Origin of the sequence: Paraburkholderia tropica, assembly GCF_914484835.1 — a bacterium.
In the GTDB taxonomy this organism is placed as follows: Bacteria; Pseudomonadota; Gammaproteobacteria; order Burkholderiales; family Burkholderiaceae; genus Paraburkholderia; species Paraburkholderia tropica_A.
In genome coordinates this window covers 328,797-349,581 of the sequence record NZ_CAJZAR010000068.1, presented here as the reverse complement: position 1 = coordinate 349,581, position 20,785 = coordinate 328,797, and the positions used below count along the sequence as shown (strand labels likewise).

The 20,785-nt window shown below is 64.0% G+C and carries 19 protein-coding genes and 1 pseudogene; 17 read left to right on the top strand and 3 right to left on the bottom strand.

Going from position 1 to position 20,785, the window contains the following annotated elements; genetic code table 11:
• The first annotated feature begins 20 nt into the window (after positions 1–20).
• The 3 genes from LDO54_RS26150 (at position 21) to LDO54_RS26140 (ending at position 3,027) form a co-directional block, all read left to right on the top strand.
• A complete protein-coding gene (locus LDO54_RS26150; RefSeq protein WP_224013564.1) occupies positions 21–1,019 on the top strand; it encodes an ABC transporter substrate-binding protein in 999 nt (332 codons plus the stop codon).
• A gap of 46 nt (positions 1,020–1,065) precedes the next feature.
• Positions 1,066–2,037: an ABC transporter permease gene (locus LDO54_RS26145; RefSeq protein WP_224013563.1), complete on the top strand. Its 972-nt coding sequence runs from the start codon at positions 1,066–1,068 to the stop codon at positions 2,035–2,037.
• Between the two features lie 75 nt (positions 2,038–2,112).
• Positions 2,113–3,027 carry an ABC transporter ATP-binding protein gene (locus tag LDO54_RS26140; protein ID WP_224013562.1) on the top strand — a complete coding sequence of 305 codons (915 nt, stop codon included), beginning with the start codon at positions 2,113–2,115 and terminating at the stop codon, positions 3,025–3,027.
• Here the strand turns inward: LDO54_RS26140 and LDO54_RS26135 are convergent.
• Positions 3,009–4,064, bottom strand: a complete 1,056-nt coding sequence (locus tag LDO54_RS26135) for a LacI family DNA-binding transcriptional regulator (protein ID WP_224013561.1) — start codon at positions 4,062–4,064, stop codon at positions 3,009–3,011. The genes LDO54_RS26140 and LDO54_RS26135 overlap by 19 nt on opposite strands.
• Before the next feature lie 106 nt (positions 4,065–4,170).
• Here LDO54_RS26135 and LDO54_RS26130 point away from each other — a divergent pair, with 106 nt between their 5' ends.
• A complete protein-coding gene (locus tag LDO54_RS26130; RefSeq protein WP_436975687.1) occupies positions 4,171–5,382 on the top strand; it encodes a phytanoyl-CoA dioxygenase family protein in 1,212 nt (403 codons plus the stop codon).
• Between the two features lie 4 nt (positions 5,383–5,386).
• Here LDO54_RS26130 and LDO54_RS26125 read toward each other — a convergent pair whose 3' ends face one another.
• Positions 5,387–6,295 carry a LysR family transcriptional regulator gene (locus LDO54_RS26125; RefSeq protein WP_224013560.1) on the bottom strand — a complete coding sequence of 303 codons (909 nt, stop codon included), beginning with the start codon at positions 6,293–6,295 and terminating at the stop codon, positions 5,387–5,389.
• Positions 6,296–6,457: 162 nt separating this feature from the next.
• On the opposite strand from LDO54_RS26125, the gene LDO54_RS26120 reads away from it, so the two are divergent.
• The 5 genes and pseudogenes from LDO54_RS26120 to LDO54_RS26100 all read left to right on the top strand — a co-directional run.
• Positions 6,458–7,339 carry an NAD(P)-dependent oxidoreductase gene (locus tag LDO54_RS26120; RefSeq protein WP_224013559.1) on the top strand — a complete coding sequence of 294 codons (882 nt, stop codon included), beginning with the start codon at positions 6,458–6,460 and terminating at the stop codon, positions 7,337–7,339.
• Between the two features lie 48 nt (positions 7,340–7,387).
• Positions 7,388–8,896: an aldehyde dehydrogenase family protein gene (locus LDO54_RS26115; protein WP_224013558.1), complete on the top strand. Its 1,509-nt coding sequence runs from the start codon at positions 7,388–7,390 to the stop codon at positions 8,894–8,896.
• A 37-nt stretch (positions 8,897–8,933) separates the two neighbouring features.
• Positions 8,934–10,268, top strand: a complete 1,335-nt coding sequence (locus LDO54_RS26110; RefSeq protein WP_224013557.1) for a DUF3100 domain-containing protein — start codon at positions 8,934–8,936, stop codon at positions 10,266–10,268.
• 75 nt (positions 10,269–10,343) lie between these two features.
• Entirely contained in the window at positions 10,344–11,531 is a 1,188-nt protein-coding gene (locus LDO54_RS26105; RefSeq protein WP_224013556.1) for a M20 aminoacylase family protein, read from the top strand.
• A gap of 45 nt (positions 11,532–11,576) precedes the next feature.
• Positions 11,577–11,817: pseudogene (locus LDO54_RS26100) on the top strand (LysR family transcriptional regulator); the annotation flags it as partial.
• Between the two features lie 9 nt (positions 11,818–11,826).
• On the opposite strand, the gene LDO54_RS26095 reads toward LDO54_RS26100, so the two are convergent.
• Positions 11,827–12,336, bottom strand: coding sequence for a GNAT family N-acetyltransferase (locus tag LDO54_RS26095; protein ID WP_224013555.1), 510 nt, complete (start codon positions 12,334–12,336; stop codon positions 11,827–11,829).
• Between the two features lie 392 nt (positions 12,337–12,728).
• Here LDO54_RS26095 and LDO54_RS26090 point away from each other — a divergent pair, with 392 nt between their 5' ends.
• The 8 genes from LDO54_RS26090 to LDO54_RS26055 all read left to right on the top strand — a co-directional run bounded on the left by LDO54_RS26090 (position 12,729) and on the right by LDO54_RS26055 (position 20,724).
• Positions 12,729–13,952, top strand: a complete 1,224-nt coding sequence (locus LDO54_RS26090) for a hypothetical protein (RefSeq protein ID WP_224013554.1) — start codon at positions 12,729–12,731, stop codon at positions 13,950–13,952.
• A 17-nt stretch (positions 13,953–13,969) separates the two neighbouring features.
• Positions 13,970–16,495, top strand: a complete 2,526-nt coding sequence (locus tag LDO54_RS26085) for an ATP-binding response regulator (RefSeq protein WP_224013588.1) — start codon at positions 13,970–13,972, stop codon at positions 16,493–16,495.
• 125 nt (positions 16,496–16,620) lie between these two features.
• Complete coding sequence (locus LDO54_RS26080; RefSeq protein WP_224013553.1) at positions 16,621–17,193, top strand: TetR/AcrR family transcriptional regulator; 573 nt, start codon at positions 16,621–16,623, stop codon at positions 17,191–17,193.
• Positions 17,194–17,306: 113 nt separating this feature from the next.
• The gene (locus LDO54_RS26075; RefSeq protein WP_224013552.1) at positions 17,307–18,188 is read left to right on the top strand and encodes an NmrA family NAD(P)-binding protein; all 882 of its coding nucleotides are present in this window, start codon (positions 17,307–17,309) and stop codon (positions 18,186–18,188) included.
• A gap of 346 nt (positions 18,189–18,534) precedes the next feature.
• Positions 18,535–18,693: a hypothetical protein gene (locus tag LDO54_RS26070; RefSeq protein ID WP_224013551.1), complete on the top strand. Its 159-nt coding sequence runs from the start codon at positions 18,535–18,537 to the stop codon at positions 18,691–18,693.
• Positions 18,666–18,992, top strand: a complete 327-nt coding sequence (locus LDO54_RS26065; protein ID WP_224013550.1) for a hypothetical protein — start codon at positions 18,666–18,668, stop codon at positions 18,990–18,992. Before LDO54_RS26070 ends, LDO54_RS26065 begins: the two co-directional genes overlap by 28 nt.
• A 31-nt stretch (positions 18,993–19,023) precedes the next feature.
• Positions 19,024–19,356, top strand: a complete 333-nt coding sequence (locus LDO54_RS26060) for a hypothetical protein (protein ID WP_224013549.1) — start codon at positions 19,024–19,026, stop codon at positions 19,354–19,356.
• Between the two features lie 399 nt (positions 19,357–19,755).
• The gene (locus tag LDO54_RS26055) at positions 19,756–20,724 is read left to right on the top strand and encodes a helix-turn-helix transcriptional regulator (protein ID WP_224013548.1); all 969 of its coding nucleotides are present in this window, start codon (positions 19,756–19,758) and stop codon (positions 20,722–20,724) included.
• Positions 20,725–20,785: the final 61 nt, after the last annotated feature.

Here is a 20,785-nt window from a genome sequence, read left to right as displayed (position 1 = left end):
TTTACACCTGGAGAACCGCAATGAAGACCAAGCACTTCACGTTCGCACGCATCGCGTCGGGGCTCGCGCTCGCGGCGGGCCTTTTCGCCGCTGGCGCGCAAGCCGCGAACGCCGCGCCGCTGCGCATCGGCTATAGCGACTGGCCGGGCTGGGTGGCCTGGCAGGTCGCCATCGACAAGGGCTGGCTCAAGGAAGCGGGCCTCGACGTCAAGTTCGACTGGTTCGACTACGCCGCGTCGATGGACGCGTTCGCGGCCAACAAGCTCGACGCCGTGCTCGTGACCAACGGCGACGCGCTCACGATGGGCGCGAACGGCGCGAAGAACGTGATGGCGCTCATCACCGATTATTCGAACGGCAACGACATGGTCATCGCCAAGCCGCCCGCGCGCAAGATGCAGGACCTCAAGGGCAAGAAGATCGGCGTGGAGTTCGGCGTGGTCGATCACCTGCTGCTGCTCGACGCGCTGCAACGCGCGGGCATGAAGGAAACCGACGTGACGCTCGTGAACGCGAAGACGACCGAGACGCCGCAAGTGCTCGCGTCGTCGGATGTCGCGGCCATTGCAGCCTGGCAGCCGAACGCGGGCGAAGCGCAGCGCGCGGTGCCGGGCGCGCGTCCGGTGTTCACGTCCGCCGACGAACCGGGCTTGATCTACGACGTGCTCGCCGTGAATCCCGTGAGCCTCGCCGCGCACAAGGCCGATTACGCGAAGCTCGCGAAGGTCTGGTATCGCGTGGTGCATTACATCGAAGATCCGGCCACGCAGGGCGACGCCGTGAAGATCATGTCGGCGCGCGTCGGCCTCACGCCCGCGCAATATCTGCCGCTGCTCAAGGGCACCAAGCTGCTCACGCTGCCGGAAGCGCAACAGGCTTACGTGAATGCCGATGGCTTCAAGTCGCTGTACGGTTCGAGCCGCGCCGCCGACGCGTTCAACGTGAAGTATCAGGTTTACAAGGCGCCGCAGGACGTGAGCGCCTATGTCGATCCGTCGCTCACGAGCAGCCTGAAGTAAGCGTATCGGCGTGTAACGCACCCGCCCCCACCAGCAGGAGAAACTCATGGCAGAGATCAGCCAGACCGGAGTGTTTGCAGTGCGCCGCGAGCTGACGCCGCGCGGCAAATGGATGTTGGGCCTCGGCTCGTTTCTGCTGCCGCTGCTGGTGTGGTGCGTGGTGAGTTACGTGCCGTTCGTCTGGCATCCGCAGATGTTGATTACGCAGCCCGGCAGCGTGGATTATTTCCAGCCGGGCATGCGCGTCGACAAGGCGATATTCGCCGACGAACTGGCGCACGCACGCGAGGCGCACACGGCGCTGCCAACCGGCGTCGCCGCCAATCCCGTGTATTTGCCCGCGCCGCATGAAGTGCTGCGCGCGTTCTATACCGCGTTCACGACGCCGCCCGCTTCGGTGGACGGCGTGTGGCTGCATCAGAGTCTGTGGCACAGCATCCAGATCATTTTCTGGGGCTTTCTCGTGTCGTCGCTGATCGGCGTGCCGGTCGGCATCGTGTGCGGCACCTATAGCGTGCTCGCGCGCTTGCAGGAACCGTTCTTCGAATTCTTCCGCTATTTGCCCGCGCCCGCATTCGGCGCGCTGATGGTGGCCGTGCTCGGCATTTACGACGCGCCGAAGATCGCCATCATCGTGATCGGCACGCTGTTCCAGCAGGTGCTGATCATCGCGAACACCACGCGCAAGCTCGAATTCGGCCTGCTCGAAGCGGCCATGACGCTCGGCACCTCGCGCCTGAAGCTGCTCACGCATGTGGTGGTGCCGGGCATTCTGCCGGACCTGTATCGCGACCAGCGGATTCTGCTCGGCTGGGCGTGGACTTATCTGATCGTGGCGGAACTCGTCGGCACGAGTTCGGGCATCACGTGGTACATCACGCAGCAGGCGCGTTACCAGCATTTCGACAACGTCTATGCCGCGATCATGATGATCGGCATCATCGGCCTGGGCACCGATATCGTGCTCGGGTTTCTCGGACGCAAGCTGTTTCCGTGGGATCGCACGCTGAAGGCCTGATTTTCAGGGCTAAAAGCTTCGTTTGTCGTTTGTCGTTTGCGCACGCATCACGCTTTCACATCACAGGACGCCGCCATGTTCAATCCGCAGCCCGTTCCCGACTATCTCCTCCAGTCCGAGGCCGTGCGCGAGCGTTTCGCGCGCCTCAAAGCCCGCGAGCCGATCCTCGAAGTGCGCAATCTCACCAAGCGCTTTTCGACGCCGCAAGGCGAACATACGGCGCTGTCCAACGTCAGCTTCACCACGCATCGACGCGAGTTCGTCTGCGTGATCGGGCCGTCGGGCTGTGGCAAGTCCACGCTGATCCGCATGCTCGCGGGCCTCGAAACGCAGACCTCGGGCGAAGTGCGTGTGAATGGCAAGGCCGTGCGCGGACCCGGTGCCGATCGCGGCATGGTGTTTCAGGGCTACACGCTGTTTCCGTGGCTCACGGTGAAGAAGAACGTGATGTTCGGACTCCAGATGAACGGGCAGGGCGCGGCGCAGGCCGAGCGCGAAGCGCTGCAATGGCTCGATCTGGTGGGGCTGGAGAAGTTCGCCAATGCGTATCCGCATCAGCTTTCGGGCGGCATGAAGCAGCGTGTGGCGATTGCGCGCGCGCTCGCCAACCGGCCCGGCATTCTGCTGATGGACGAGCCGTTCGGCGCGCTCGACGCGCAGACGCGCGCCAAAATGCAGGCGCATCTGCTCGATATCTGGCGCAATGTCGACATCACCATTTTCTTTATCACGCACGATCTCGATGAAGCGATCTTCCTCGCTGACCGCATTTTGGTGCTCAAGGCGAATCCCGGCGAAGTGCAGGAGCTGATCGAAGTGCCGGTGCCGCGTCCGCGCAGTTATGCGCAGTTCAACTCGCCGGAATTTCTCGCCACGCGGGCGCGGCTCGACGCGCTGATTCATCCGCCCGCGCAAGCCGAATCCGACGACGACGCGAGCGTGAAGCCGCACATGATTCGTCTCACCGATATTCACGACTCGGTTGAATAACCGAGGCGGGCGATGATCGACGCCGGTATGTTTTCCGGCGTCACCACGACCACCGACGACGAAGACGACACGGCGGAAACCGGCAGCAGCTTGTGAAAGGCCATGACGTGATGGCAAGCCGAGCGCAGGTCCTGACGCAATTCGTGATGCAGGACCGCGTGAATCTGGCCCTCGCGCAGCAGACGCACGTTGTCGCGGTCCAGATCGTGGCCGACGAAGCAGACGGGCCGCGCTTGCCGCTGCGCGAGCGCGCGCAGGATCGCGGGATTGCCGCCGCCCATCGAATAGACGGCGGCGATCTCGCCGTGCTGCGCGAGCGCCGCGTGCACGCGCGCTTCGGTGGGCGCGTCGAGTCCGTGGCCGCCGCTCGCATCGACGATGCTCAGATGCGGATAGCGCGCGTGCAGCGCGTGACGGAAGCTGATTTCGCGTTCCTCTTCGCCGCGAAAACGTTCGTCGCTCATCGTGACGAGCACACGGCCCGGCTGCGCGCGCGTCCACTGTCCGATCAGATACGCGGCCGTCGCGCCCGCGACGCGATTGTCCAGACCCGCATAGGCCACGCGGCCCGAGTCCGGCAGATCGGTGAATAGCGTGATGACCGGAATGCCGCGCTGTTGCAGATCGCCGATGGCGGCGGCAATGGCGGGCACGTTGCGCGCCTTGAGCAGCACGCCGTGGCTGCCGCGCCGCGCGATGGCTTCGAGCGTCGCCACGAGTTCGCCAGTGCCGATCGTCTCGCGCAGATCGAAACGCGGCCGGAACACGGCGGGTTGCAGACCGGGCAATTCGGCATCGAGCGCGTCGCGGATTTCGTGCGCGAAACGCGACGGCGCTTCCACCACCACATCGACGACAAGCTTGCGGCCCGTGCGAGCCATCTGCAATTGCTGATCTTCAAGCTCGCGAATGGCCTGCTCGACGCGCCGCCGCGTGTGCTCGCGCACGTGCGCGCGCCCGTTGAGCACGCGGTCGACGGTTGCCGGGCCGACGCCGGCTTGAAGCGCGATCTCCTTGACCAGAAAGCGGTGCGCCACGAACCTCACCTCGGCCTTGATGGTTTTTTGATGGATTCATGATAGCCCAGCACCGCTGCGAGCCGCTATGCTGGATTTCAGCACGATAAAAACCGCAGGAGACGCGATGAATCATCGAGGCATCGAAATGGCCGAGGCCGCGCGCGCGGCGAGCGCGTACACGGAGCAGGCGTGTTCGCTGGAGGACTTTGCCGCGCTGATCGAGCAAGCGCCGCAAGGCGCGCACGCGACGCACCACGCGAGCGAGATTCAGCAGAAGATTCCGCTTTACGATTGCGCCGCGCTGGCAGAAATTCTTGCCGATCCGGACCGCCGCGCCGCGCTGCTGGCGGAGTGGGCGAGCGTGCTCGACGAGGGCGCGGGCGTCTTCGTGCTGCGCGGCGCGTATGCCGACCTTGAGCCCGTCGATGCCGCGACCGCCGTGTTCGAATCCATCATCGCCAGCGAACGCGCACAGGGCGGCGGCGCGGGCGATCACTTCGCGAAGGCGGGCGCGAACGACCGCATCTGGAACGCGCAGGAAAAACTCTGCGTGCGCGCGCCCGACGTATTCGCGCGCTATTTCGCCAATCCGATGCTCGCGGCCGCCGCCGAAGCGTGGCTCGGGCCGTGCTATCAGATGACTTCGCAGGTCAACGTCGTGCGGCCCGGCGGCGAGGCGCAGCGCGCGCATCGCGACTATCACCTCGGCTTTCTGAGCGTGGACGCGGCGCAGCGCTATCCCGCGCATGTGCATCGCATGTCGGCGTATCTCACGTTACAGGGCGCGGTCGCGCACAGCGACATGCCGGTCGAAAGCGGGCCGACCAAACTGCTGCCGCATTCGCAACGCTACGCGCCCGGTTACGTCGCGTGGCGGCGCGAGGATTTTCGCGCGTATTTCGAGGCGCATTGCGTGCAATTGCCGCTCGCGAAAGGCGACGCGCTGTTTTTCAATCCGGCGCTCTTTCACGCGGCGGGCGCAAACCATACCGCCGACGTGCAGCGCATGGCGAATCTGTTGCAGGTGTCGTCGCCGTTCGGGCGTGCGATGGAAACCTTGAACCGGCGACGCATGAGCGAGGCGGTGTTTCCGGTGTTGCGCGAGGCGCGCGCGAGCGGTGCCTTGTCGTCGGCGGACATCGAAGCGGTGATTGCGTCGTGCGCCGAGGGCTATCCGTTTCCCACCGATCTCGACCGCGATCCGCCTTTGGGCGGACTCGCGCCGCCGAGCCAGCAGGCGATCGTTCGACAGGCACTTCAGGAAAACTGGACCGATGCCGCGCTTCATGACGCATTGCGCGCTTACGACGCGAAACGCGGCGCATCAGAGCAATAACGCGTCAACGAAACGCCCGCATCTGCGCCGTCATCAATTGCAGCATCTTGTTGGCGGCGACCGAGAGCTTGCGGCCCACGCGCGTGACCAGATGCGCTTCGGCGTTCTCCAGGATCGGATGCGCGATATCGATCGCGTAGAGTTCCTTCGCCTGCAATTCGGCGGCCACCGCGAATGACGGCATCACCGCAATGCCCAGACCCGAGCGCACGAATTCTTTCAGGATGGCGAACGAATTGGTGGTGACCGTGGGCGCGAGCTTGACGCGTTCCGCGTACTCCACGGCTTCGAGCATTTGCCGCGTGCCATAGGACGGATGCGTGGCGGCCAGCGGATACGCCGTGAGCTGCTGCACCGTCAACACCTTGTGCGTGCGGCGCGGAAACGCCGGGCCGACGATCGCCATCATCGGCTGCCGCTTCGAGGCGCGCGAGACGAGCTTGGGCTCGGTCGGCGGATTGTAGACGAGGCCAATCTCGCCTTCGTCGTTCGAAATCTTGCGGATCACGTCGTTCGTGCCGCCCACGTCGAGATTCACGCGGATGCCCGGAAACTGGCGGCAGAACTGCTGCATCGGCCCGGCGAGCACGTCGGAGACGAAGCCTTCGCCGAGCACCACGTTCACTTGCCCCGTCTTCATGCCGCGCAATTCTTCGAGCCGCGAGAGCAGGTCGTCGCGGTGCGCAAGCTGCTCGCGGAAATATTCGATCACGCAGCGCCCGGCCTCGGTGGGCGTGACGCCGCGCGCGTGGCGCTCGATCAGCGCGGCGTCGAGTTCCTGTTCCAGCAGGCCGATCTGGCGGCTCACGGCGGACGGCGCAACGTCCAGCCAGTCGGCGGCCGCGCGGATCGTGCCGCAGCGCACGGCCTCGTAAAAATAGACGATTCGGCTGTCGGTCAGGGTGTCGCTCATCGTCGTGCCTGAAGTGAGGTGTCGGCGGAGTGTTCTAAAAATTAGAACAAATTCAATATTGGATGAGATTGATTATACGGCTCGTGTCGCCGAACATGAGATCAATCGAGCGCTGGCGGGCCTTTGCCGCCGGGCAAACCAAGGGTTTTTCTGGAGACGCGCATGAAAACGGTAGGCGTGATTGGTCTGGGTAATATGGGCCGCGGCATGGCCGGTTCGCTGCAACGCGGCGGTTTCGACGTGCTGGGTTACGACGCGGCGCCGGGCGTCGCGGCCGCGCTGGCCGAGCAGGGCGTGGTGAGCGCGCGCGAATCGATCGCCGATATCGCCCGCGACGCCGACGTGCTGCTGCTCTCGCTGCCCACCTCGGCCATCGTCGAACAAGTGGTGCTCGGCGCAGACGGCGTGCTCGCGAATGCGCGCCCCGGCACGATCGTGATCGACACGACGACGGCCGACCCGGACAGCACGCGCCGCGTGGCGGCCGAATTGGCCGGGCGCGAAATCGGCTTCATCGACGGCCCCGTGAGCGGCGGCCCGAAGGGCGCGGCCACCGCGACCATGACGATGGTGCTCGGCGGCGCGGACGCGCATATCGAAGCCGTCACGCCGATCCTCGAAACCATCAGCGCGAAGCGCGTGCATGTCGGGCCGGTCGGCGCGGGTCACGTGACCAAGCTGCTCAACAATCTGCTGACGGGCGTGCATCTGCTGGTCGCGAGCGAAGCGGTGCGCACGGCGCGCGCGGCGGGCGTCGATCCCGAGAAGCTCGTCGACGCGCTCAACGGCGGCTCGGGCCGCAACAGCGCGACGCTCACGAACTACCCGACGTGGATCTTCAACGGCGCGTTCGATTCCGGCTTCACGATGAAGCTGATGCGCAAGGACGTACGCCTCGCGATGGCGCTGCTCGACAAGATGGACAGCCACGCGCCGATCGCGCGCGAAGCGGGCCGCCTGTGGGCCGAAAGCGCGGCGTCGATCGGCGACGCGGAGGACTTCAACCGCATCGTCGAATTCGTCGAAACGGTCGCGCAGGACTGAGCGCGCCGCATCGTTACTACGTACCTACTTCAGCACGGAATCACGCACATGACCCAGCACGCAGACCTCTTGCTCGCCGCGTTCGCGCACTTCTTCCCCGGCGCGACGACGCTCGGCTCGTATATCGACGGTGAACTGGTCGAAGGCCAGGGCGAACCGGTTCAGCTTTACGATGCGGCCACCGGCCTCGCGTCGCTCGCGTATCGCGATGCGGGCGCGGCGCTGGTCGATCACGCCGCGTCGAGCGCGCGCCGCGCGCAGCGCGAATGGTGGGCGCTCACGCACATGGCGCGCGGACGCGTGATGCACGACGTCGCGCGCGCGATCCGCGCCCAGGTGGAACCGATGGCGCGGCTGGAATCGCTGGGCTCGGGCAAGCCGATCCGCGATTGCCGCGGCGAAGTCGCCAAGGTCGCGGAGATGTTCGAGTACTACGCGGGCTGGACCGACAAGTTCTACGGCAGCGTGATTCCGGTGCCGACTTCGCACCTCAACTACACGCGCCGCGAACCGGCGGGCGTGGTGCTGCAGATCACGCCCTGGAACGCGCCCGTGTTCACGTGCGGCTGGCAGGTCGCGCCCGCCATCGCGATGGGTAACGGCGTGCTGCTCAAGCCCTCGGAACTGACGCCGTTCACCTCGCTCGCGCTCGCAAGCATCGCCGAGCAGGCGGGTCTGCCGCGCGGTCTCGTGAATGTGCTGGCGGGTTTCGGCCACACGGTCGGCCAGGCGGCCATCGCGCATCGCACGGTCAGCAAGGTCGTGTTCGTCGGCTCGCCCGCGACTGGCGCGCGTATCGCCGAAGCGGCCGCGCGCCGCGTGGTGCCCTGCGTGCTCGAACTGGGCGGCAAATCGGCGAATATCGTGTTCGCGGACTCGGACCTCAAGCGCGCCGCGCTCACCGCGCAGGCCGCGATCTTCGCGGGCGCGGGCCAGAGCTGCGTGGCGGGCTCGCGTCTGCTGGTGCAGCGGGCCGTGTATGACGAATTCGTCGCGATGGTGGCGTCGGGCGCGAAGCAGATTCGCGTGGGCGCGCCGCTCGACGACGCGACCGAAGTCGGCCCGATCAACAACCGCAAGCAATACGATCACGTGATGTCGATGATCGCGCGCGGCGTGGCGGACGGCGCGACGCTCGCAGCCGGTTCGGCCGAGCGCGGCGACGGCGGCTATTTCGTTTCGCCGACCGTGCTGGCGGGCGTGACGAACGACATGGACGTAGCGCGCACGGAGATTTTCGGGCCGGTGGTCGCGGCGATTCCGTTCGACACCGAGGAAGAAGCCGTGGCGATCGCCAACGACACCGACTTCGGCCTCGCGGGGGCGGTCTGGACCACCGACGTGGCGCGCGCGCATCGCGTCGCCGCGCAGGTCAACGCGGGCACCTTCTGGGTGAACGGCTACAAGACGATCAACGTGGCGTCGCCGTTCGGCGGCTACGGCCTGAGCGGCTATGGCCGTTCGAGCGGCGTCGAGGCGCTGTACGAGTACACGCAGACCAAGAGCGTCTGGGTCGAGACGGCCGAGGCGCCGCCGACCGCATTCGGCTATCTGTAATACGGTTGCGTGAGCGGCCTGGACGAAGGAGACTGAGATGGAGCACACCATGGGGATCGAACGGCAACACGCCGGTGGCAGCGGCACGGCCAAGGTCATGCTGTACGCGGCGGGCATTCTGCTGATCGCGGAAGCAATCGGCTCGTTCACGTTCAAGATCGGGCCCGGCAAGGTCGTGCTGCTGCCGATGATCTGGGCGCTGCTGCTGGGCGCGGCACTCGGGCTTGCGAGCGAGCGCTGGAAAAGCGCCGCGCGTCTCGACACGTCGAATCAGTTTCTCGCGGCGGCCATTCTGCAACCGGCGCTGCTGCTGTTCGTCTCGAAGCTCGGGCTGATGGTCGGCAGCGCGCTGCCGAAGCTCGCGGCGGCGGGCTGGGCGCTCGCGTTCCAGGAGTTCGGGCATTTCGTCGGCACGATTCTGCTCGGTCTGCCGCTCGCGCTGCTGCTCGGCATCAAGCGCGAAGCGATCGGCGCGACCTTCTCGGTGGGCCGCGAGCCGAGCCTTGCGATCATCGGCGAGAAGTACGGCATGGATTCCGCCGAAGGGCGCGGCGTGCTGGCCGAATACCTGACCGGCACCGTGTTCGGCGCGGTGTTCATCGCGATCTTCGCGGGCTTCATCGCGAGCCTCGGCATCTTCGATCCGCTCGCGATGGCGATGGGTTCGGGCGTCGGCTCGGGCAGCATGATGGCGGCCGCGTCGGGCGCGATCGCCGCGCAGCAGGACGCCGAAACCGCGAAGTCGGTGCTCGCGTTCGCGGCGGCCAGCAACCTGATCACGACGACCATCGGCACCTATTTCACGCTGTTCATCTCGCTGCCGCTCGCCGTCTGGGGCTATCGCGTGCTCGAACCGCTGATCGGGCGCACCACGAAGGCCTCGACGCAGGACGACACGTCGCGTCCGTCGCTCGGCGACGTGCAGACCGAAGCGCCTGTGCTCGGCTACCGCGGCAAGCTGCTCGCGTGGGTCGTGACCGCCGCGATGGCGCTCGTCTGCGACTGGATGGCCCACGGCACCACGCCGCTGGTCGGGCTGCCCGGCATCGCGATCATGGTGGGCGCGACGATCGTCGGCGAGGCGCTGGCGCGCGCGACCGGCAGCAAGATTCCGGCCGTCTGCTGGGTCTCGGTGGTGGCGATGTTCCTGACCTCGCCGTGGTGCCCGTGGGGTTCGCAGATCGCCGTGCTCAGCTCGCACAACGACTTCCTCGGCGTGACGACCCCGATGCTCGCCTTCGCGGGCCTCTCGATCGCCAAGGACATTCCGGCGTTCCGCCGTCTCGGCTGGCGCATCGTGCTGGTGTCGTTCGTCGCCAACGCGGGGACGTTCATCGGCGCGACGCTCGTCGCCCAGCTTTTCCACATCTGATCCCACACGCTTGCGCGCCCGCGCCGCCCTTATGCGGCGGCGGGCGCGCGGCGCTTTCTACCGCATTCCTTCCGCATGAAACTGATCGATTCCATTCAGGCGAACGCTGGTGCGCTCCAGGCGATCCGCCGCGATATTCACGCTCATCCCGAGATCGGCTACGACGTGCAGCGCACCGCCGCGCTGGTGGCCGAGCGGCTTGAACAATGGGGCTTCGCGGTCACGCGCGAAGTCGGCAAGACGGGCGTGGTGGGCACGCTCACGCGCGGCACGAGCGGTCGCGCCATCGGCCTGCGCGCCGACATGGACGCGCTGCCGGTGCAGGAGGCGAACACCTTCGCGCACCGCTCGACCGTGGCGGGCGCAATGCACGCGTGCGGCCACGACGGCCACACGGCGATGCTGCTCGGCGCGGCGCAGCACCTGGCCGCGCACGGCGCGTTCGACGGCACCGTGAACGTGATTTTCCAGCCCGCGGAAGAGGCGGGCGGCGGCGCGCGCGCGATGATCGACGACGGCCTGTTCGAGCGCTTTCCGTGCGATGCCGTGTTCGGGCTGCACAACTGGCCCGGCATTCCCGAGGGCGATTTCGCGGTGCGTCCTGGCGCGCTGATGGCGTCGACGAGCCTCTTTCGCATCACGCTGCGCGGCGCGGGCTGCCACGCGGCGATGCCGCATCTGGGCCGCGATCCGGTGTTCGCGGCGGGGCAGGTGCTGAGCGCATTGCAGGGCATCGTCACGCGCAACCGCAATCCGATCGACGGCGCGGTGCTGTCCGTCACGCAGATCCACGCGGGCGAGGCGCTCAACGTAGTGCCGACCGACGCGTGGCTCGGCGGCACCGTGCGCACGTTCTCCGACGAGACGCTCGATCTGATCGAGCGGCGCATGAAGGCCGTGGTGGCGGCGACCGCATCGGCATTCGACTGCGAGAGCGAGGTCGATTTCGAACGCCAGTATCCGGCGACGATCAACGATCCCGCGCAGACCGCGCTGGCGGTCGAGGTGATGCGCGAACTGGTCGGCGACGACCACGTGAACGCCACCGCCGAACCGACGATGGCCGCCGAGGACTTCTCGTTCATGCTGCGCGCGAAGCCGGGCTGTTATGGGTTTATCGGCAATGGCAGCGGCGATCATCGCGCGGTGGGGCATGGCGCGGGTCCGTGCCTGCTGCACAACGCGAGTTACGACTTCAACGATGCGCTGCTGCCGGTGGGCGCGAGTTATTTCGTTAAGCTGGTCGAGCGGTTTCTCGGCTGAAGTTGGCGTTGCTTGAGGTTGCGTTGCTTGAAGCGCGAGCCGCTTGCTGCGCGGCCGCGCACGCTCGCGGAACTGGCGCAGCATCGTTGCGTGCGCCACCGCTTGCCGACCACGGGCAAGTTGCAGCCGTGAACGCGGGCTTCGGTATCGGCGGCTCGCTCGTCGCCGTGCACACACGATCGCGCCCGGTCAGTTTTCGATTCTCTGGCCGTCGAACCGGCAGTGGATGCCGAAGCTGCGCGTGTTCGTCGATTTCATGTGCGAGCACCTTTTCCGCGAGGCGTGATTCACGCGCTCACGACTCGCGATCCGAAACGAGCGCCCAGCGTTCGTGATCGCGCCAGACGCCGCCGATGCGCAGATAGCGCGGCGAAAACCCCTCCTTGCTGAAGCCTACGCGCCGCACCAGCGCAATCGACGCCACGTTTTCAGGCTGAATGTTCGCTTCGAGCCGATGCAGGCCGAGGTCGTCGAAGGCGTGCGCCACGGCGGCGCGCAGCGCCTCGGTCATCAAGCCCTGGCGCGCGAAACGCGCCATGCCGTAGTAGCCCAGATACGCGCTCTGAAACACCCCGGCGACGATCTCATTGAGATTGATGACGCCGACAATCCCGCCGCTCGCCGATTCGCGCGCGATCAAGCTGACGTTCGGGCCGCTCAGGCCGCGCCCGAACCAGGCGTCGAAACCCGCCTGATCCGTGAAGGACGTGACCCAGGGCAGATGATGCGCCTGGCTTTCGATATTCGCGGCGATCAGGTCGGGCGCGTCGGCGCGCGTGACGCGATTGAGCAGTATGGCGTTCATGGCAATCCGGGCAATGGACGGAGTAAGGGGCGCGGTAATGACCGCAGTAATGACCGCACTTATGACAGCAATAAGCGGCGGGGGAGCGAAAGATAGCAAATTCACCCAGTGTTCAATAAAAAATCGCACGTAAATCGGCAATGCGGTGTCAATTGCGGGCCTTATCGGCGCAATCCAAATTGCATAAAAAATGAGTGTGGGTGAATTGGAGCCAGTATTCGAACCGACGAGTACCGTCAGCTATGCGATTCGATTTGCATGGCTTGAACCCCATGGGCCCGAACAGACGGCCACGCGCTATGGGTTTTCTCTAGAGTTGAAGGATCGCCGGTCATCCGTGACCGGCGATGCCGCGCCGAAGTCCGGCGCAACTTCAACCCAAGGAAAATTAGATGAGCACGACTTATCACCACGAACTCGCTGCGGAGTTCAAGCTTGCCGACGTCAACCTGGGCGATGTCCACGCGCCGTTAGCACTCAAACGCACGATTCATCCCGAATCGATTCGCGACAACCTGCCGGCCGGTCAGGGCGGCATTGGTTTTCTCTTTCACGCCACCGACTGGGAGACGCTTTCATTCTCTTTCCACAACGTCAAGACGCGCAATGAGGCGTTCGAGGAGGAGTTGTGGCGCACGCCGCCTTTCATTGCGTCGCCGATCTATTCGGGATCGCAGATGATCGGCGCGAACATCGCGTGTCCGGTGCCGCTGGAGATGTGGCTCGGCAGTCCGCGCGGCATCAAGCGCTTTCGCGAGACGCAATTTTTTCCGGCGCTCGAACTGGCGCGGCGCGCGGGCCTGAACATGGTGGCGATGGGCGCGTCCACGCCGTATGCGTGCAATTACGGCGCGCTGCCGCGTCCGATCAAGCCGCCGCATATCACCACCGGTCACGCGGCCACGGCGGCGATGCTCAAGGAATGGGCCATGCACTGCTGCAATGAAGTCGGGCTCGATTTCGGCAAGACGCGGCTCGCGCTGTTCGGCGCCGCCGGACGGCTGGGCACGACGGTCGCGCGCTACGCGACCTACAAGGATGCGCCGAAGGAACTCATCCTGATCGATCTGCCCGACAAGGTGAATCTGCTGCACGAGCAAGCGAAGGAATTGCTGGCGGCGGATCTGCTCGGCAAGACGCGCGTCTCGGTGCATACGTTCAGCCCCGACACACCGCTGCCACATTTCGATGGCGCCATTCTCGCGAGCAGCACCAGCGTGCCGTATTTGACGGCGGCCGATCTCAAGCGCGCGCAGTTCTGGATTGACGATTCGCATCCGCGCGCGGCGAGCGTTGAAGCGGAACTCGCTTCGCGTGGCCATACGCTATATATTGAGTGCTTTGCTCGTGGCCCCGTTGGGCTCGACACGGCATTCCCGTTCCGGCTGCCGTCCACTCGCGACTGCTATACCTGTTTCGCCGAAGGTTATGCCGCGTGGCAAGAGGGGATTGCGTCCGATTTCATTATCGGCAGTCCGCCTGTGTGGTCCGTATCCTATACGCATGGATTGGTAAAGAAATACGGTTTTTCAGTCGGTCCATTTCACGGCAAGAACGGTTTGCCGATTGAAATGGAAATGCGCCATGACGGTAAGCCGGAACTGGTAGGACCATAACGATTAACGGAGGCCCAATCGTGATGTCGCGCGAGCGCATGGGGGAGATGCTGGAACGTAGCCGGCTGGCTATCCGATGGGGAGGCATATTGGGCCTCCTGTGCCACCCCATCTATTACGTGGTCTGGACCTATGTCCTGCCGCAGCCCTACGATAATCTCACCCTGCGTCTAAGCGCGGCGCTCGTTTGCGTGCCGCTGATCTTCCAGGCGTACTGGCCGCGCCGCTTCAATCACTATCTGCTGCTCTACTGGCACGCCTGCCTGATTTACGTTCTGCCGTTCGTCTGCACGTTTCTGGCTATCCGTAATGGATTTTCGACGATGTGGATGATGACGGAAGTCATGATGATTTTTATCATGGCGCTCTGCATCGACAGTCCGCTTTTACTGATGGCCTGTATTGGCGTGGGCGTGGCAACCAGTTCAGTGGCGGCATTCGTCACGTCGCCGGTGCCTATCGTGTTGAGCACGGCCAATCAATCCGATCTCGCTTTGCTGCCCGTGGTGATGTTGTGCAGCATGGCATTTAGCCATGCAATCAGCATTGGGCGGATTTTCGTCGAAAAGAATCGCGTATTGCAGGCGCTCGCGGGATCTATTGCGCATGAAATGCGTAATCCGCTGAGCCAGTTGAAACACGTGCTCGAAAACGTCGAGGAAAATCTGCCCGCCGCCACCGAGCCGAATCGTCCGGCGGTGCTTTCGCACGACAAGGCGGCGTCGCTGTACCGGCATCTCGCGCAGGGCAAAACCTCGATCGAGCGCGGCCTGCGCATCATCGCCATGACGCTCGACGAAGTGAGCGCCAAACCCATTTGCTCGGACCGGCTCGCGTATTTGAGCGCGGCCGCCACCACGCGCAAGGCGCTCGACGAATACGGTTTCGACGACGACGACGAACGCGGCAAAGTCAAACTGCTCGTGCGCGAAGATTTCACTTTCAAGGTCGACGAAACGGTTTATCTGTTCATTCTGTTCAACCTCATGAAAAACGCGCTGCATCATATGGCGGCGCGCGCTTCGTCCACGTTGACGCTCACGGTCGAGCGGCAAAGCATCACCGTGCGCGACACGGGTTCCGGCATGGCGCCCGAGATGCTCGCGCATTTGTTCGAGCCGTTTCGCACGTCGGGTAATGCGGCGGGAACGGGGCTTGGTCTCGCGTATTGTCAGCGCGCGATGCAGGCATTCGGCGGCACGATCGCGTGCCGTTCCGAAGTCGGGCAATTCACGGAATTCGCGCTGAGTTTTCCGGCGATTCCCGATCGGGAAGTGGCCGAATACGAGCGCGAAATACTCGATCGCGCGCGGCCTGTTTTTGAAGGCAAGCGCATTCTGCTCGTCGACGAAGACGTGTATCAGCGCGCGAAAACGCGCCGCGTGCTCGCGGGCATGGGCGCGCTCGTCAGCGAGGCCGATAACGGTCAACTCGCGCTGGCCATGCTGCGCGAGCGCGGCGGCGAGCGTGACGACCTCGTGCTGATCGACGTGAATATGCCGGTGCTGGACGGCTATGCGGTCACGGAGCGCATTCGCGCGTCGAATATCCCGGCGATCCAGAACATCCTCGTCGCGGGCTTCGCGGCCCAACCGGGCGGCGTGGCGCAGGTGCTCGCGCGCCGCGCCGGCATGGACGTCCTGCTCGGCAGGTCGGGCAGCGTGCTGGAGTTGATCGGCGCGCTGCAAGCGCTGTTCGAGAGCGGCGACCGGCGCGTCGCGCGCCACGGCGTCGAGCGGTTGTCGGGCAAGTCGATTCTCGTCGCCGACGACGACACCTATAGCCGCTCGATCGCGAAGGCCTGGCTGGAACGCAGCGGCGCGCACGTGATCGAGGCCGAGCACGGCCTCGCGGTGCTGGACCACTTGCGCGCGGGCGCGGTGATCGACGCCATCGTGATGGACATGAACATGCCCGGCATGGGCGGCCCCGACACCACGGCGGCGATCCGCGCGCGCACCGACGCCTATGCGAACGTGCCGATCATCGCGCTCACCGGGCAGTCCGACATGGAGGCGATTCGCGAATGCCTGAGCGTGGGCATGGACGACGTGCTGGTGAAACCGGTTCAGGCGGCGGTGCTCTGCGCGTCGGTTTCCACGCAGATTGCGCGGCTTGGTGCGAAGACCGCGCCTGTGCCGGAGTCGCGCGATCGCTCGCAACCGGGCGGACGCGAATTGCTCGACGAAATGCAACTGGGCGAATTGACGGCACTCGGCTTGATCGACCAGACCTTTCTGGACGGCGTGGCGCAGATTCGCGTGCTCGTCGACGAACTCGTGCGCAGGGCGCGCTCGATGGAGTCCGAGCCCGCGCATACGGCGCTGCATCGGCTGCTGGGCGTGAGCGGCAATATCGGCGCGAAATCGCTGCATACGTTCGGGCGCACGATCTATCCGCGTATCGTCGACGGCCAATGGCCGCTGGAGCCCGACTGGATCGAGCAGATCGCGGCGCTCGGCACACGCTCGGCGGACGCGCTGGAAACCTATTTTCAATCGGTCTCGCCGATGCGCGAATTCGACCGCGCGTCGAACGCGTGAAATGGCTTGTTTGCTAACTTCATCAACGAATCGCGTGCTCCTCGTTTGACCACTCGTGTTCCTTGACTTCGATTTAGATGACGATTAGCATCTAAACAACGTCGAATCACGGAGCAGGGCGCATCATGAGGAAATCGAGGGCCGAAACCGCCGAAACGCGCCAGCGCATCGTGGTGGTCGCCGCCGAAGCATTCAGGGCCAACGGCATTCACGCTACCGGTGTCGCCGACGTGATGGGCGCAGCGGGCCTGTCCCACGGCGGCTTCTACCGCCATTTCGAATCGAAGGATCAACTGGTCGCGGAGGCTTGCGAGGCGGGCCTGAGCAGTATCGTCGAGACGCTGGCGGCCGCCGCTCAAGGGCGCGCAGGCGCGGACGGATTCAAGGCCGTGGTCGAGGCCTATTTGTCGACCGGCCATCGCGACGCGCCGGAGCGCGGCTGCCCGCTCGCGGGCATGGGCAGCGAACTGGCCCGCGCCGACGACGCGACGCGCGACGTGGCTGCGCGAGGCTTCAACGAACTCGTCGATCTGCTCGCCAGCCGTAGCGACGGCGAGGACGCACAAGCGGACCGCTCGCGCGCGCTGTTTGCATTCTCGGCGATGGTGGGCGGCTTGACGCTCTCGCGCATGATCGCGGACCCGGACGCTTCCGCGTTGCTGCTGGACACCCTCAAACAGCAGCTCGAAACGATTTGAACAAGCGGGGCGCACGTCGCCTCGTTTTTTTCGGCTTTACGTGTGCATATGCACTGATAAGGATAACGGATCGATTGTCGATTCGTCGTAGTCACTCAAACTGGAGAGTCATCATGGAAAAGCGCAAATACCTGATCACCGGCGCAACCGGCAAAACCGGCGTGTACACGGTCAATAATCTGCTGGCGGCGGGCCATGAAGTCCGCGCAATGGTCCACGGCGAGGATGCGCGCAGCGCCGCGCTGCGTGAAGCCGGCGCCGAAGTCGTGGTGGGCGATCTGCTCGATCACGACGACCTGATTCGCGTGACGGATGGCGTGTCGGGCGCGTATCTCTGCTATCCCGTGCGTCCGGGTTTCATTCAGGGCACCGCCTATTTCGCGGATGCCGCACGCCGCGCCGGTCTCGATGTCGTCGTGGAAATGTCGCAGATTTCCGCGCGTGAAAACGCCAAAAGCCACGCCGCGCGCGATCACTGGATTGCCGAGCGCGTGCTCGACTGGTCGGGCGTGCCGACGGTCCATATTCGCCCGACCTTCTTCTCGGAATGGCTGATTTTCCCGTGGGTGCGCGACACCATCGTCAAGGACGGCCAGATCACGCTGCCGTATGGCGAAGGGCGTCACGCGCCGATCGCGGCGGAGGATCAGGCGCGATTTATCACGGCGGTGCTCACGCAACCGTCTGATCATATCGGCAAGGCCTACGAGCTGTGCGGGCCGGTCGAACTCGATCATCACGAGATTGCGCAGAAGATCAGCGAGGTGATCGGCCGCGAGATCGTTTATCGCCCCGGCACGCTGGAGGCATATCGTGCGCATCTGCAACGCTACGATCTGCCGGAGTTTGCGATCCAGCATTTCCTCGAAGTCGCCGTCGATTATCGCAATGGTGTGTTTAAAGGCACCGATCACATTATCGAGACCGTGACCGGCAAGGCGCCGCAAACCGTCGAAGACTTCGTGCGCGCCAATAGTCAGCTTTTTTCGCGTTGATGTGGGTGGATTCGCATGGGTGTGTGCTGGTACGTGATATTCGCCCGCTTGTTGCCGAGCGGGCGGCCGCACGGTTTTTCCGCCTTATATCGTTCACGCGAAAGTCAAATTACCGTCATGCCTCTCTCGGCGCCCTTGCAAACAGAGGCTTCTCGCCTGTTTGCATTCCATATATTGGGGAAAATCCCAAACCGCATAACGCGTCCACACGGATTTAACAAAGTTAGAATGAAATCTCTAGGCCGCGAAAATAACGGCGGGAACGCGGCCCGAGGTGCGTACGAGAAGTGAATGCGATGTGTGCGCGAGCGTACACAACGATGACGGCGAAGCAGAGGAGGCGAAGATGGAGCAATCCTGGATCGGGCTGGTTATCGGTGCAATCCTGCTGGCGATGGTGGCGATGTCCACGCGGGCGCACTATCGCCGCGAACGCCGTCGCGCCGAGCTGCTGCGCAATCTGGATCACCATGACTGGTGTCGCTGGACGCGCGCGCGTCGTTAGTGATCCTGATCGAGATGCGGGTTCAACGACTTGCAGAAAACGGGGGCATCGTGGGCTACGACTTCGCAGAAAAAGATCTGGCGCACATTCAGAACATTCTCGGCCATCTGGAACATACGGCCGGGAACGACCGCGCGGCGGCGGTCGGAGCGGTGATCAGCCTGGAGTACTGGCGCGCGCGCGTGCGCACCTTGCTGGCCTTGCCGCTGTTGCCGATACATATCGAGAAACAGGCGAAAGCGCTGCTCGCACGCCTCGATCGGCTGGAGAATTCGCGGCGTTGCGCGGCTCGCGCCTGAATCGCCTGACGGGCGCAAGCAGGAATCGAAATTGCTGCATATCGACGATGCGCTGGTCAGGCGCAACTCTGTTTTCGCCTGCTGGATGGTGTGGACCATGTTGCGCAACTACGAGTATCAAGGCTACACGTTCGAAGTGTCCGTCGAGTCCGACGTCATGATCGGGGCGGTCCGCCATGCACCGGAGCGCGCGGGCTATGTGGCGGTCGTCACTATTTCCTGGCGAGGCCAGGTGGTCTCCGTGTTTTCGCCGCTGAGATTCGGCGAGGGCGGCGGTCGCCCGTTTGCCAGCGATGTCGATGCGCTGATGGGCGGCTATAGCGCCGCGCGCAAAATCGTCGACGATTTCTTTCTTCACGCCTGATTCTCCTTAGGCGCATCACTTTTTCTTTGGTGCGATTTAAAACACCATAACGCGATTGGCAAACGTTTGCGTTTAACGGGTTTTCTCGCGCGAGAAAAGATTGATTCGCATTCTATGAATCAATCATTGCTATAAATGAAAAAGTCATTCAACGAGTTTTCGCTAAACTCGCTGTAAAGTTTTTGCGTGGTCTGACGATAAATACAAGGACAGACGACACAGCGGCGGTGTCGTGATCCTGACCACGCCTCATAAAACTGAAAAAGCATGGCCCACGTCTATTCCTCGATCGATATTGTCGGCGTTGCCTCTTATGGCGGGGCCACGCACACGACCGCTCAACGATAACAACGGCAATGCCATTGCGCTGCGGTCGATTGCCCGCTTGCGCTCCATCTCATGTCCAAGCGTCCCGATACCCTGGAAACCACGCGGCTCGCGCTCGAACTGCTGCGGCGCATTCCGCGCAACCGCCGCATTACCGCGGTGGAATTGCACGAGCAGCTTCAGCACGCCGGCGTCGAGCGCGATTTGCGCACCATTCAGCGCCAGCTCGACAAACTCAGCGAGCATTTCGACATCGACCGCGACGAGCGCAGCAAACCCTACGGTTATCGCTGGAAGGAGCAATCGGGCGGCTTGTCGTTGCCGATGCTCAACGAGCAGGAAGCGCTGCTGATGTTGCTCGCGGAAAGTCACCTGCGCCATCTGTTGCCCAGCGGCATCATGAAATCGATGCACGGTTTCTTTCAGCAGGCACGCGACAAGCTGGGTCCGGCCAGCCCGGATCTGCGCGCGCGGCAATGGCTGAACAAGGTGCGCGTGGTCAGCACGACGCAGCCGCTCTTGCCGCCGAAAATCGAGGACGGCGTGTTCGAAAGCGTGAGCAATGCGCTCTACGCGAATCTCTGGCTGGAGATCGACTATCGCAACGTCGCGGGCAAGTGCAAACGTGCCAGCGTGATGCCGCTCGGTCTCGCGCAACAGGGCGTGCGGCTTTATCTCGTGTGCCGCTACGAAGGCTACGACGAGGAGCGCATTCTGGCGCTGCACCGCATCGCCTCTGCGAAAGCCACGACGAGAACCTTCGAGCGTCCCGCCGATTTTGATCTCGAACAATACGACGCCGATGGTCATTTCGGTTTCGGCAATGGCAAACGCATTCGCTTGCACTTCCAGATCGACAAAGAGGCAGGATTGCATTTGCGCGAATCGCCGTTGTCGCTGGATCAGCGGATCGACGAATCCAGCGGCAGTTATGAAATCACCGCGACGGTCGCCGATACGGCGCAATTGCACTGGTGGCTGCGCGGTTTCGGCGACAAGGTCTGGGACGTCCGCCGCGAAGAGGTGGAGCCCGTCGCGTAGCGACACATCTTGTCGCGTGACTGGGGACAATCGCTTTCAGCCACACAACAGGGATAGCCGA